9 protein-coding genes are annotated in these 14450 nt (G+C 46.2%); 1 reads left to right on the forward strand and 8 read right to left on the reverse strand.

What is annotated here, in order from left to right:
* Positions 1–6: 6 nt before the first annotated feature.
* From BLS14_RS11065 to adhE, 8 genes are all read right to left on the reverse strand, one after another.
* On the reverse strand, positions 7–1641 hold the full coding sequence (locus BLS14_RS11065; protein ID WP_090951536.1) for a response regulator: 1635 nt from the start codon (positions 1639–1641) through the stop codon (positions 7–9).
* Complete coding sequence (locus tag BLS14_RS11070; RefSeq protein WP_090951539.1) at positions 1638–3479, reverse strand: cache domain-containing sensor histidine kinase; 1842 nt, start codon at positions 3477–3479, stop codon at positions 1638–1640. Before BLS14_RS11070 ends, BLS14_RS11065 begins: the two co-directional genes overlap by 4 nt.
* Positions 3480–3510: 31 nt before the next feature.
* Entirely contained in the window at positions 3511–4341 is an 831-nt protein-coding gene (locus tag BLS14_RS11075) for a carbohydrate ABC transporter permease (RefSeq protein ID WP_063565672.1), read from the reverse strand.
* Positions 4341–5225: a carbohydrate ABC transporter permease gene (locus tag BLS14_RS11080; RefSeq protein ID WP_090951542.1), complete on the reverse strand. Its 885-nt coding sequence runs from the start codon at positions 5223–5225 to the stop codon at positions 4341–4343. Before BLS14_RS11080 ends, BLS14_RS11075 begins: the two co-directional genes overlap by 1 nt.
* Before the next feature lie 164 nt (positions 5226–5389).
* Positions 5390–6754, reverse strand: coding sequence for an extracellular solute-binding protein (locus BLS14_RS11085; RefSeq protein WP_063565670.1), 1365 nt, complete (start codon positions 6752–6754; stop codon positions 5390–5392).
* 215 nt (positions 6755–6969) lie between these two features.
* A complete protein-coding gene (pflA, locus tag BLS14_RS11090; protein WP_090951544.1) occupies positions 6970–7722 on the reverse strand; it encodes a pyruvate formate-lyase-activating protein in 753 nt (250 codons plus the stop codon).
* 83 nt (positions 7723–7805) lie between these two features.
* Complete coding sequence (pflB, locus tag BLS14_RS11095; protein ID WP_090951547.1) at positions 7806–10064, reverse strand: formate C-acetyltransferase; 2259 nt, start codon at positions 10062–10064, stop codon at positions 7806–7808.
* A gap of 577 nt (positions 10065–10641) precedes the next feature.
* On the reverse strand, positions 10642–13254 hold the full coding sequence (adhE, locus tag BLS14_RS11100; protein ID WP_063565667.1) for a bifunctional acetaldehyde-CoA/alcohol dehydrogenase: 2613 nt from the start codon (positions 13252–13254) through the stop codon (positions 10642–10644).
* 430 nt (positions 13255–13684) lie between these two features.
* On the opposite strand from adhE, the gene BLS14_RS11105 reads away from it, so the two are divergent.
* Complete coding sequence (locus BLS14_RS11105; protein ID WP_063565666.1) at positions 13685–14401, forward strand: Crp/Fnr family transcriptional regulator; 717 nt, start codon at positions 13685–13687, stop codon at positions 14399–14401.
* Positions 14402–14450 lie beyond the last annotated feature (49 nt).

The following is a 14450-nucleotide window of genomic DNA, read 5'->3' on the forward strand; positions in this document are numbered from 1 at the left end:
TCCCCATTATGAACCTGCTCTTTGGTTTGACCTGAATTCTGATGGTTTCATGTGAAAATGTTTATGGAACACTTTGGAGAAATATCGCCGCTCCTTATACCCCGTTGCTTCTCCAATGGCTGTAATACTCCATTCCGTTGTACTTAATAATAAGGCTGCGCTCTCCATCCGCTTATGGGTCATATATTCAACAAAGGTTACGCCCATCTGGTTTTTGAAAAGCTGACAAAAGTAACCCGGACTGATGCCCAGCCAATCAGCTACCTCATCAATACCCAGATCACATTCCAGTCTGGCGTTCATATACTCGCACGCAGAACTGATCAGCTCAGAAACAGAAGGGCGAGGTACGCTTTTCTTATCATGACAAACATAAGCAAGTGCCTCAGCCAATTCGATTAATTCCTTGATGGAGGTTGCTGAATGCAATGCACTCCAGAAATGCATTTCGTCTTGTTCAGCCATGACATGTACTTCGCGCAATTCACGAAGCATATGTACAAGCAGAAAACGCAGGCTGTTTTCGGCTACGCCATCCAGCGCACTCTTATGCTCGCTCATCCGATGTTTCAGCATAACGAGCAGGTCAATCAATCCCTGTTTATTTCCCTGTCTGATCCAGCGAGTGATCAAGTCCAAATCCTCTTTTGTAATCCACATCGTTGCTCTTCTGGAAGGTTCTTTAGATGACTCTATTAAGTAATCAGCAGAATCTTTTCCCAACTCATCGCTGCGCTGATTAGAATCATTCATGATCAGCAAACGCTGACAGTGCCGGTATCGCTCAGCCATCTGATCATCCAGTTTCACAGGCATAACATCCTGAATGACCCTTGTCTTCATACCTGAACCGGGCTCAAATGTCGTATCTAATTCCATCTGAACCTGTTGAGCCAATGCATCTACCCGCAGTCTCCATTCATCTGATGCCTCCACCAACATACACCATTCTCCCTTACGGGCCGAAATCAGCAGAGTTCCTTCACAGATCCGGTCTGTAATTTCCCTAAGCCTAGAACGGATCATTCCATGCCAGCTTTGGTGCCGGGTCCCAGACCATCCGATCGAATGCTTAAAATACCCCGAAACATCGATAAGTAGCAGGATATACCGTAACGAGGATGCATGTTGTTCAGGGGAAGAAGGAGGAAAAGAAAATAACGAATCTTCCTCTTTTCGCATCAGGTCAATGATATGTTTGTGCTTTACCCATACTTCCATCTCAGATTTGCGGTGACGTTCAGCCTCCACTTCCAACCGTTTCTTCTGAATCTGACTAGCAAGCTCACGCAATTTATGTTCCAGATCCAGGTAATCGATTGGCTTGCATATGTATTCATGGACATTGTAACGGATGGCCGTACGGGCATACTCGAACTGCTGATATCCTGTCAGCAAAATAATCTCACAAGTTTCACCTTGTTCCCGTAATATTCGAATCAGTTCCAGACCATCCATGGAGGGCATACGAATATCACATAACATGATGTCAGGGTGGCATTCTGCAACTTTGTCCAGTGCTTCTGACCCACTTCTAGCCGTACCCACAATTTCAATGCCCATGTCTTCCCATGGCAAAATAAAACTCAAATTCTCCAAAATCGGCAGCTCATCGTCAACCAGCAACGCGGTTAGATTCATTCATCTTCCCCCTGCTCATATTGTGGAATAATACATTGAATGATGGTGCCATGTCCCGTTGATGAACATATAAACACCCCGTATCCGGCCCCATATTGAATCCTTATCCGATCTGCAACACTTCTTAAACCCAGCCCTCGACGCTCTGCCATTGAAGACAGTGGCTTCGTTCCCTCAGCCATAATGTATTCAGGTGGGTCTTCTGCCATATATTCGAATCGGGCCAACATTTCCTGGGGAATACCGATCCCATTATCCTCAACTCGCAGCACCAGGTTATTCCGTTCCACAAATGCACTGATCCGAAGTACACCCTGATATTCAATTCCCTCGAACCCGTGCTGAATACTATTTTCCACAAGAGGTTGGAGGGTAAGTTTGAGCATAGATGAGGTGTACAGATGAGATGGAATATCGATCTCATACCGAAACAAATCACTGAACCTGTAATGCTGGATCTCAAGATAACTCTGCAAGTGCCTTAACTCCTCACCGAGCGAAATCTCCTCCTGATCCTGAATACTGATGCGCAGCATATTGCCAAGACGTGTCACCATTTCACTTACTTTACGCCCTTCTCCCCTCATGGCTAGTCCGTTAATGGATTCCAGCGTATTAAATAGAAAATGAGGTTTGATCTGGGCTTGAAGCACGCGCAGTTCTGCCTTGGCCTTCTGTTCCTGCTCAGCACGCACACGTCGGAACAGACCTCCGATCCGATCCAGCAATTCATTGAACCCTTGGGCGAGTAATTGCATCTCGTCAAAGCCACTTCCTTCGACTCGGGCATTAAAATCCCCGTCATCTACACGCCTCATGAATCGCACGAGTACCGCAATATTGCCGGTAATCCGGTTCATGAAGAACACATTGAAAACCATCGCAGCAAGCAGACACAGCAGAATGATAATAATCGACCAGCCTGCGAACACATTCGTCTCTGCCGATAATGCTTCCCATGAAGCGACACTGACCAGGCTCCAGTTATAGTTTTTCAGATGATATTGTGAAATGATGCTTTCACTGCCATCGAACACTGCTCTGGTGCTGCTGAACCCCGGTCCGTAAATTCCAGATCGCACACCCAGATTTTCCATCTTCTCTCCGCTGTAACGTCCGGAAGGATCGTATACGATCAGACCCTCTTCGTTGATCAGTAGGAACGAAGTTTCCTGTGCAGGATCACTTACTTGCAAATGGCGGAAGATGCGGTCCATCTCCCCTTTTTTAATCTGAACGACAAGGACCCCAATATTCTGAAAATAACTGAGTTCCTTGACTAACCGAATCTGAGTAAAGACAGGCTCTACGCCCGTCAGTTCAGGATATTCCAGAGGGGCCAGCCATTTGGGCACGCCGTTGAGTTCCTGGATTTCTTTGAATATTGGATGAACTTTAAATTGTTGAAAAGGAAGAGCTTGAAAATTTTCTTTCGTAAATATAGAAACTATCTGGTTATCCTGAGACGAACGCGGACGCAAATCATACAAGAAGGCATAACTAATGAACGGGTAGTTGTATAAAAGGGAACGGAAATTACGCTGGCTGGCATTCAGCGACAATTGATTACCGATTCCAAGATCCTGTTTGCTCGGATCTTTGGCGTTCAAAGCCATCTGGAATACCGAAGTGGCAATGCCATTGTCCGTGACATTGTTGATCTGCTGAAAAACATTCTCGATATTATAGCTAATCGCCTGGAGTGCATATTCAGACTGCTGATTGTATTTTTTCTCAATCGTATGTGATGTGACCAAGAACATGCCGATTCCAAGCGTGCACATCGGTACAATGATGAGCAACAGAAAGGCCATGGCCAGCTTCATCCGCAAGTTCATTTCCCGTTCTCCCTATATAACGCATCGTTAATTAACCTTTAACACTACCTGCCGTTACGCCTTCAATGATTTTCTCCTGCAATATGGCGTAGATTACAACAACCGGTACAACACTGTATACAATGCCTGCTGACATCTGGGCATAGTTCATTTGATACTGATCACGAAACTGGACCATGCCGACAGGCAGTGTACGCAGTTTATCGGTGGATAAGAAATAGTTGGCGAGTAAAAATTCGTTCCAGTTGCCGAGGAAATTCACGATAAACACCGTAACAATGGCTGGAACTGTAAGGGGTATCACTATTCTAGCAAAGATACCCGGAGCCCTCAACCCATCCATAACCGCGGCTTCCTCAATTTCTCCAGGGAGCGACCGCATAAAAGCAGCCAAAATAATAATCGTGAACGGAATTGCATTCGCAACATAAGGAATGATCAGCGCCAAATGAGTATCCAAAATGCCGAGCTTGCGGACAAGCAAATAAATCGGCAGCATGAGCGCATTGTTTGGAATCAGCATGCCCGCCAGAATGAGACTGTACAGTAACATGCTCCATTTGCGGTGTCTCATCCGCGTTATAGCAAAAGCAAACATGGCACCAAGCACAATCGTTCCGACTGAGGACAAGACCGAAATGTACATACTGTTCCAGAAATACGTACCAATCTTGGCATTTACCCAAGCCTCTACGTAGTTATTAAACACCCAAGTGGAGGGCAGACCGAACGGATTCAGTGCAATTTCGTTGTTATCCTGCTTGAATGAAGAAAAGATTACGAATAAAAAGGGAAACAGAATCGCAAGTAGATACAACATCAACAAAACATGAGGTATACTGCCTTTTATGTTCTTTACCATCAATATTCCACCCTTTCGTTGCGTCTCGCCACCAGCAACTGATATACCGCGGTGAGCACAAGCGTCAGAGCAAAGATCAGAACCGCAATCGTATTGCCATAACCGTATTTAAAATTGGTAATCGCGTATTTGATCATATACGTGGCAAGCACTTCGGTAGAGCCTGCGGGTCCACCTTTGGTCATAACCAGAACAATGTCAGCTGCTTTCATGGCCCCGGCAATGGATAACATGATGACGACGGAAATGATAGGTCTGATAAGTGGCAATGTAATTTTGAATGCTCTTTGTACGGCAGTTGCTCCATCGATGGCTGCCGCTTCATCCAGATCCTTGGGAATAGCCAGAATGGCCGCCAAAACCATGACAATATAGAATCCCGTCCACTGCCAAGCATTGGTTACGAGAATGGATATCATTGCGAACCGATTATCGGATAGCCAATAGACCGGCGAAATACCTACGGCTTCAAGTAACTGATTCAACAGGCCGATGTTAGGCTCATAGATGAATCCCCACAGAATACCGATGACTGCCGTTGACATAATGGACGGCAAAAAGACGGCTGTTTTGTACAATCCCTTCAATTTCTTTACATTCGCAATGAGCAAGGAAAACAGCACAATGAGAGGCACCTGGATCAAAACAGAAAATGCGATAAAGAAACCGTTATTGCGAGTTGAAATCCAAAAACGTTCATCTGTCAATGCTTTTGCATAGTTGGACAGTCCCACAAAACGCGGCTCTGCGGATACACCGTTCCAACTGGTCAGACTGTAATAGAGTGAACTGCCGATAGGATACAGGAAAAACATGATAAACAAGATCAGTGCCGGCAACACAAACAACGTATAGATCAGCGGGCTGCGGAGTGAAGTATTCATGATCTACCTCCTTCAGTGACTTCAACTTCTTATGCTCATATATAGAGCAGATTCCTCAGCAGTGTAATTCTTTAGATAGGACCAAGGGTTTTACCCCGGCAGTGTTCCAACCGGGGTAAACCAGCATGGTGTTAGCAGGTACGTTTCTTTGCTTGATAGATCGCTTATTCTACTGAAGCATTAGCCTCTTCCTGAACCTTTTGCAATTCTTCGGCCATTTTCTCTGGCGTAGTCTGTCCACCAACCAGCTTCTGAATTTGCAGGTTGCCGATCTCTGTCGTAACATCAGCTTGAACGAGTGCATCAAACGCCGGGAAAGAAGTCTGCGATGCATTCAGAACAGCTACGATTTCTTTCATTAAATCGTCGGTGATGCTGTCAGTCAGCACTTTTTCATCCAGTTTCATCGCTGGTAACACACCGTCTTCTACGAGCCCACGTACTTGCATATCTTCGTTGTAGAAGTTTTTGATAAAGGCTTTAACAGCCGCCAACTTCTGCGGGTCATCCGCAGCCGCTGCAGAGAAACCGTATCCATTATTGACGTCACGCATCAGGGCTGTCTGATCTCCTACACCGTTCTCTACCGGAGGCATATTGAAGAAACCAACTTTGCCAATGAGCGACTCCCCGCTCTGTCCTTCCTTGAATACAGACGATTTCCACGTTCCGTCATACATCAGAATCGCTTCACCGCTCGTAAATTGAGTTGTATATTCAGCATATTCATAACCAAGCTCGCCTTTTTTGAAGTAACCTTTATCCACCCATTCCTTATGCTTCGCGAATCCTGCGACAACGCCTGGATCAGTCCACTTGGCTTCGCCTGTAGCAAACTTCGCCGTAATATCAGGTCCAGCGTAACGGGACCACAGATGGTTCGTTAACATGAGTGGAACCCAGCCTGCTTTGGAAGCAGAAGCAAGTGGCACCTTGCCATCAGCCTTGATCTCAGCGAGCATATTATCCAGCTCAGCCATTGTTGAAGGCGCTTTCCAACCTTTTTGCGTAAAATACTCTTTATTGTAGAAGAATCCTTCACCCGATCCCCCAATAGGCAGTCCGTACACTTTGCCTTCATAGGTGAATGGTTCAAGCGATGAAAATTGGTCCTGAATGCCCAGCTCTTGCAAGATCGGCGTGAGATCCAACAACATGCCTTCTTTAGCATATACTTTGGAGTCTGGACTACCGAACAATTCGAAGATATCCGGCGGATTGCCTGCTGCCATCTCACCACGAAGTTTCTCCTTACGGTTTACATCGGATTCAACTCCGTCCAGTGTAAAGGTCAGGTTGGGTACTTCGCTCTCCACTTTGGCCACAACGTCCTGCAGAATGGCCAGCCTTTTTTGTTTGTCGGCACCCACCTGAGTGTGACGGAGAAGCATCTCAACCGGTTCCTTGCTTGGCTCCGCAGGCGTATTGCCTGCTCCCTGTTGTGGTTCGTTAGTTGAGCTCGAACAACCTGCCAATGTCCATGATGTGATAAGCAATAATGAAAGCAGTAATGTCATTCCTTTTTTCATTCGTATGACCCCCCTCAAGATATTGAGCATTTGGCTTTACACTCTGATTATAAAAAGTTGTAGCTTACATCGTAAGGATGACAATTCATCAATGGAGGGATAAAATCCTTCACTGGACAAATAATCTTGCATTTACAATTGATAACAGCAAAAAAACAGCCCCTGCGAAACATGTTCGCAAAGACTGCTTGGTTGGAAGATCTGTATATAAATGTTTACTTAATGGAGCAAGTCATGCCCGCTGTTTCCGTACGACCTTGTTCAATCAAACGATACGCCCGCTCTACTTCCTCATCACTTGGAGAAGGAACTCCATCGAGCGGATAGGCTTTCCCCAGTGCCTGCCATTTGTAAATACCCATCTGATGATAAGGCAGAATTTCGAACTTCTCGACTCCATTTAGCGTTCCAATAAACCGCCCCAGATTGAGCAAGTCCTCTTCCTCATTGTGAATCCCTGGCACATACACGTGGCGAATCCACATTTTTCGTCCATTGTCCGATAACCATTGTGCGGTGCGCAATGTTCTCTCGTTGGATTTGCCTGTCAGCTTGATATGTTTCTCATCATTGATGTGCTTCAGATCCAACAAAACCAGGTCCGTGTTATCTAACAAATCATGAATTCGATCCGGTTCATTGAAACCGTTGCTGTCCAGCGTAGTATGCAATCCCCAGCGGCGTTTTGCTTCTTTGAAAACTTCGGCTACAAAATGAGCCTGTAATGTTGGCTCTCCGCCGGATACCGTAAGTCCTCCGCCGGAACTACGATAGTAGGACAGGTATGGCTCGATTTCAGCCAGTACCTCCTCCACGCTCATTTCCCTGCCACCATCCAGTGCCCATGTATCCGGATTGTGACAATACTGGCATTTGAGCAGACATCCCTGCATAAAAAGCACGAAGCGGATGCCTGGGCCGTCAACCGTCCCGAAAGTTTCGAGTGAATGAATATGTCCATTAACCATGCTGCCTCTTCCTTTCTTTATCGCATCCGCTGTGCGTTTAATATAGAGGTTCTATTCCTTTGAACCGTTGAGTTAAGCCCAAGTTACATCGAACCGTGGAAGGTCCGGTTAATGACATCGAGTTGTTGCTCACGTGTCAGTTTGATGAAGTTAACCGCGTAACCGGATACCCGTACTGTCAGCTGCGGATAGTTTTCCGGGTGATCCATCGCGTCAATCAACTGCTGGCGATCAAATACGTTCACGTTCAGATGGTGTGCCCCTTGACCAAAATAACCGTCCATCATGGCAACCAGATTGGATTTACGTGTATCTGACTCTTTTCCGAGTGCTTTAGGCACGATGGAGAATGTGTTAGAGATCCCGTCAAGGCTGTGTTCGTACGGCAATTTGGCTACTGAGCCAAGGGATGCCAGTGCACCTTTTTTGTCCCGACCATGCATTGGATTCGCTCCTGGTGCAAACGGTTCGCCTGCTTTACGGCCATCCGGTGTTGTACCTGTTTTCTTGCCGTACACTACGTTCGATGTGATCGTCAGTACAGACTGTGTTGGGATCGCATTACGATACGCTTTGTGTTTGCGAATCATGCCCATGAAGCTTTCCACCAGTTCAACTGCGATGCTATCGACACTGTCTTCATTGTTACCGTAACAAGGGAAGTCGCCTTCAATTTCAAAATCAATTGCGATGCCTTGTTCGTTGCGGATCGGTTTGACTTTCGCATACTTGATGGCACTCAGAGAGTCTGCTGCAACCGAGAGTCCAGCAATACCACAAGCCATCGTACGTACGATGTCGCGGTCATGCAGGGCCATTTCAATACGCTCATAGCTGTATTTGTCATGCATGTAGTGAATGACGTTGAGTGAGTTCATATACAGTTTGGCGAGCCATTCCATCATCGGTTTGAAACGTTTCATAACTTCATTGTACTCCAGCACTTCGCTTGTGATCGCCGGATATTCAGGTCCAACTTGTGCTCCCGATTTCTCATCACGACCGCCGTTGATTGCATACAGCAATGCTTTTGCCAGGTTGGCACGAGCGCCGAAGAACTGCATTTGTTTCCCGATCTTCATCGCAGATACACAGCAAGCAATACCATAATCGTCTCCATAGATCGGACGCATCAGATCATCATTTTCATACTGGATGGAGCTCGTTTCGATGGATACTTTCGTACAGTATTGTTTGAACGCTTCCGGAAGCTTGGTGGACCAAAGTACAGTAAGATTCGGCTCAGGTGCAGGACCAAGGTTGTTCAAAGTGTGCAGGAAACGGAAGCTGCTTTTCGTAACACGGGTTTCTCCATTTACGGACATGCCACCGATGGATTCAGTTACCCATGTTGGGTCTCCACTGAACAATTCATTATAATCCGGCGTACGCAGGAATTTGACGATCCGCAGTTTCATAACAAAATGGTCAACCAGTTCTTGAGCCTGTTCTTCAGTTAGCAAGCCTTCTTGCAAGTCACGTTCAATGTAAATATCAAGGAACGAAGAAACACGTCCGAGCGACATCGCCGCACCATTTTGCTCTTTAATCGCAGCCAGGTAACCGAAGTAGAGCCATTGGAACGCTTCTTTTGCGGTTGTGGCTGGCAAAGAAATATCGAAACCATGCATTTCACCCAGTTGTTTTAACTCTTGCAATGCACGAATCTGTTCGGACAGTTCTTCGCGGAGGCGAATGACATCTTCATCAATCACATCGACTTCAAGTGCATTCAGCTCACTTTTTTTATTTCGAATCAGGAAGTCCACGCCGTACAGAGCTACCCTGCGATAGTCACCGATGATCCGGCCACGGCCGTAAGCATCAGGCAGACCGGTAATAATCCCTGCTTTACGTGCTGCACGCATTTCAGATGTATAAGCATCAAATACGCCCTGGTTATGTGTTTTACGGATGTTCGTAAATATATCTATGACGCCTTGAGGCATTTCAAAACCATAAGCTTCACAAGCATCAATCATCATGCGAATTCCACCGAATGGCTGAATGGAACGTTTGAATGGAGCATCTGTTTGAACACCAACAATCTGTTCTTTGGATTTATCCAGATAACCTGGTTGGTGAGAAACAATCGTTGCTGGCGTGTTTACGTCAACATCAAGTACCCCGCCGTTATCGCGCTCTTTTTTAGTCAAATCGGATACGATATCCCATAACTCTTTCGTATTCTGAGTTGCACCTGCAAGAAATGCTTCGTCGCCATAGTAAGGTGATAAGTTGCGTGCCAGAAAATCATTCACATCTACGGATTTCGTCCATGTTCCTTTGGTAAAGTTTCTCCAGCCTGTTTGTTGTTTGACATCTTTTTCGATCACCGACATAGTAATCCCTCCACAAATTTGGATTTCCGGACACATGACAGGATGCTTCACTCGTCTCATCTGTGCCCAGAGCCGCGATTAATGTGATAAATTTCACATGTGAGCCGGAACATGTTCTCTCTACTTGGGAACCGGAACCGCGGATGAATGTTTTTCTTACATTTTCAGTATACGTCTTCGTTCTTTCATCATCTGTGATTTTTATCACAAAGTTTGTGACCATCCTCACTCCACCTGTGCTGTGCCATGGTGAACCCTGCAAATTCACACTTAGCCACTGCGCGGACAGAACAACTTCCGATTGCTGTTATCCCCGGATTTTTTTGATTTTATTTTTCAAAGGGTAAAATACGGGGATAAAGGCGAACGCTTCGCTTCTTCAGTTTTTTCTGCCCTCTCCGTTATGGTATGAATACCTGGTTCAAAAAGTAACATCACGGATTCCGTGTAACCTCTTTTAAAAAAGACAACTGCAAAGATTACGTTTTACCTTTTTTTACTGGAAAGACGGCAATCGGGGCTCCCCTTTCGGGGAACCCTGACTATCTGCCTTAATCCTGCTGTTGTGCTTTAGTTGTTATTCAAACTTGCCATAGAATGCGTTGCGATACACATCTGCCAGTTCAGTCACTAGCGGCAGTTTTGGATTGGCTGTTGTACATTGGTCCTCGAATGCGCGGTCTGCCAGATAATCGACATGTGCCTCAAAGTCTTTGGCATCGAATCCGATTTCCTGGAACGACTCTTCAATACCCAATGTTTTGTTCAGTTTGCGAATGGCATTAATGAGGCTGGTAACCCCTTCTTCTGTCGTACGTGCAGGCAATCCCAGAATGCGGGCAATTTCCGCATAACGCTCATCTGCAACAAAGTGCGAATATTTCGGGAACGATGCAAACTTCGTCGGTTTTTTCGCATTGTAGCGAATGACGTGTGGCATCAGGATCGCATTGGTACGTCCATGTGCGGTGTGGTACTGACCGCCCCATTTGTGTGCCAAGCTGTGGTTAATGCCCAGGAACGCGTTGGCAAAAGCCATACCGGCAATCGTTGAAGCGTTATGCATTTTCTCACGAGCCAATTTGTCACCTTGCAGCGCTGATTGCTCGAGGTATTGGAATACCAGTTGAATCGCTTTGATCGCGAGTCCATCCGTGTAATCATTCGCCATGACGGATACATATGCTTCAATGGCGTGAGTCAATACGTCCATACCTGTATCCGCAACAGCGGTTTTAGGCAGAGAGTATACGAATTCCGGGTCTACAATGGCTACGTCTGGTGTTAACTCGTAGTCTGCCAGTGGATATTTCGTATTGCCTTGATTTTTATCTGTAATAACTGCGAACGATGTTACTTCCGAACCTGTGCCCGAAGTTGTCGGGATCGCTACGAATTTCGCTTTCACGCCAAGACGTGGATATTTGTAGATCCGTTTGCGGATATCCATGAATTTTTGCTTCAAATCATTGAAATCCGTGTCAGGATATTCATAGAACAGCCACATCGCTTTGGCAGCATCCATCGGTGATCCCCCGCCGAGAGCGATAATGCAGTCTGGCTGGAAGCGGCGCATCATTTCCGTACCGCGGTCTACCGTTGTTGTGGATGGATCGGGTTCGACATCAGAGAACACTTCAATGGCTACTGGCATTTGACGCTGACGCAGATAGTGCTCTACTTTTTCCACATAACCGAGTTTGACCATCATGGCATCCGTAATAATGGCTACGCGTGTGATGTCCGGCATTTTGGCAAGATACTGTGTTGCACCTTTTTCGAAGTAGACTTTATTCGGCACTTTGAACCACTGCATATTCACGGTACGGCGAGCCACCCTTTTCACGTTGATTAAGTTTACAGCGGTTACGTTGGAAGAAGTCGAGTTACGTCCATACGATCCGCAGCCCAATGTCAGTGACGGCATGTTGGTGTTATAGATGTCACCGATGGCGCCGTGTGTGGATGGCGAATTCACGATAATCCGTCCGGTTTGCAGGCGATCTGCGAATTTGCTAATGACTTCTTCGTTCGTCGAATGAATAACAGAGGAGTGACCCATGCCGCCAAAAGCAACCACTTCTGCTGCACGCTCAATCCCTTCAGCTGCCGTTTTCACTTTGTAACAAGCCAGTACCGGGCTTAGTTTTTCAGCCGACAACGGGAATTTTGTACCTACCCCTTCAATCTCGGCTACGAGAATTTTGGTGTTAGCAGGGACCTCGATACCGCACATTTGCGCAATGCTGACTGCAGATTGACCAACAATCGCCGGGTTCACCGCACATTTCTCAGCATTAATCGCACCTGCGGTCAGTTTCGCTGCCTCATCCTTGTTGACGAAGTAACAGCCGTTCGCGATCATTTTCTTTTTCACCTGATCGAAGATCGGTTCTTCGATGATGACTGCTTGCTCGGAAGCACAAATCATGCCGTTATCGAACGATTTGGACAAAATCAGATCCGTTACTGCTTGATTGATATCTGCGCTTTTCTCAATAAAGCAAGGTACGTTCCCTGGCCCTACGCCCAGTGCTGGTTTACCACAGCTGTATGCCGCCCGTACCATACCTGATCCGCCTGTTGCCAGAATGAGCGCCACATCATTATGATTCATCAGTGCGTTTGTGCGATCCATGGAAGGATCATCAATCCACTGGATACAATCCGCTGGAGCACCATGCTTCACTGCAGCATCAAGCAGGATTTTGGCGGCTTCCCGGCTACAGTTCTGTGCAGATGGGTGGAAACCGAAGATGATTGGGTTACGCGTTTTGATGGAAATCAGTGCTTTGAACATCGTGGTGGATGTCGGATTCGTTACCGGGGTAATCCCCATGATGATGCCGACAGGCTCCGCAATTTTCTGGAAGCTTTCGTACTCGTTATCTTCGATAACCCCTACTGTTTTGTCATATTTTATGCTATGATACACATATTCTGTTGCAAATATATTTTTGGTGATTTTATCCTCATACACACCCCGACCTGTTTCTTCCACGGCCATTTTGGCGAGCATCATATGTTTGTCCAGACCTGCCAGCGCCATCGCTTGCACGATGCGGTCAATCTGTTTCTGATCCATGGACATGAATGCTGCATGTGCTTTATTCGCTTTGTCAATTAACGTTTGAATATACTGACCTGCTGTCGGTTCTTTTACTGGGGCGACTTCGTTCTTTACAGCCATCTCCCTCATCCTCCTAAAGGTTCGTATTGGTTTGTCTCTCTTCTTTACATTCACATCGTACCATGGGGAAAGAGTTAATTATGTGATTTTTTTCACAAAGTATAACAAATTTAATTTAAGTTTTTTAGTGTCTCTCACTTAGCCATTTACACTTCCTATTTAAACTATAGGGCTGTCAGATTCATCCTCTCCTTTCGAAAGTGAATTTAATCACAATGTTTGAAATTTCGCCATTTTTGCCCCCTTTCCACGCCCCTCAAACGGCAAGATAAGGTATATACTGAACTTAAAAATTGAACCACCGCAATTTGTACCGTCCTTCCCGGCCGAGAGATGACCCTGATCAGGACGGCAACGGTTTGCGGCGAACCACGGGGGCCAGTCCAAGCTGCAGAAGGCCGTCCGATGGACACAAAGGGGAGATAGACTTATGAGAGAACAACTGAGTGTACTGGAAAAACGCGGAAATACCAACTGTTTCTCGGAAGCGAATTTCAACCATCTGCTCGTAACGATGAAGGACAGAACCTATCCGGAAGGAACCCATCTGTATTGGGAGGGGGATGTCTCTGACAAACTTTATTATATGAAACGAGGCCGTGCTCAGATCACCAAATCCACGGATGAAGGCAAGGAATTGATTATGTACATGTATCAAGCCGGTGATATGATTGGGCAGGCTGATCCGTTCTTCGGATCGAAACACAGCTTTTCGGCGGAAGTGCTGGAGGATAGTGAGATCGGCGTACTGGAGCATAAAGACCTGGAAATGCTGATCTGCCAACACTGTGACTTTGCGATCGACTTTATGAAATGGATGGGTATCCATCACCGGTTAACCCAAACCAAATTCCGTGATCTGATGTTATATGGCAAACCGGGCGCACTCTGCTCCACGCTGATTCGATTGTCCAATTCCTACGGCGAGCCCCATGGAGAGCATGTCATGATTCATAAAAAAATAACACACACGGATCTGTCCAATATGATTGGAGCGACCCGTGAAAGTGTCAACCGCATGTTAAGCGATTTGCGTAAAAAAGACGCCATTGAATACGATAACGGCATGATTGTCATCAAGGATCTGCACATGCTCCAGGGCATCTGTCACTGTGAATTATGTCCTAACGAGATTTGCCGAATCTGACGCTTTTCCCATCTTGTAAAACTTTTGATACGCAAATGAAAAAAGCCCA

This window comes from Paenibacillus sp. OK060 (genome assembly GCF_900101205.1).
In the GTDB taxonomy this organism is placed as follows: Bacteria; Bacillota; Bacilli; order Paenibacillales; family Paenibacillaceae; genus Paenibacillus; species Paenibacillus marchantiae.

Coding starts and splice junctions, on each gene's coding strand:
- pflB (WP_090951547.1), bottom strand. CDS start 10,064: ATGTCGGTGATCGAAAAAGATGTCAAACAACAAACAGGCTGGAGAAAC.
- adhE (WP_063565667.1), bottom strand. CDS start 13,254: ATGGCTGTAAAGAACGAAGTCGCCCCAGTAAAAGAACCGACAGCAGGT.
- BLS14_RS11085 (WP_063565670.1), bottom strand. CDS start 6,754: ATGAAAAAAGGAATGACATTACTGCTTTCATTATTGCTTATCACATCA.
- BLS14_RS11080 (WP_090951542.1), bottom strand. CDS start 5,225: ATGAATACTTCACTCCGCAGCCCGCTGATCTATACGTTGTTTGTGTTG.
- BLS14_RS11075 (WP_063565672.1), bottom strand. CDS start 4,341: ATGGTAAAGAACATAAAAGGCAGTATACCTCATGTTTTGTTGATGTTG.
- BLS14_RS11070 (WP_090951539.1), bottom strand. CDS start 3,479: ATGAACTTGCGGATGAAGCTGGCCATGGCCTTTCTGTTGCTCATCATT.
- BLS14_RS11105 (WP_063565666.1), top strand. CDS start 13,685: ATGAGAGAACAACTGAGTGTACTGGAAAAACGCGGAAATACCAACTGT.
- pflA (WP_090951544.1), bottom strand. CDS start 7,722: ATGGTTAATGGACATATTCATTCACTCGAAACTTTCGGGACGGTTGAC.
- BLS14_RS11065 (WP_090951536.1), bottom strand. CDS start 1,641: ATGAATCTAACCGCGTTGCTGGTTGACGATGAGCTGCCGATTTTGGAG.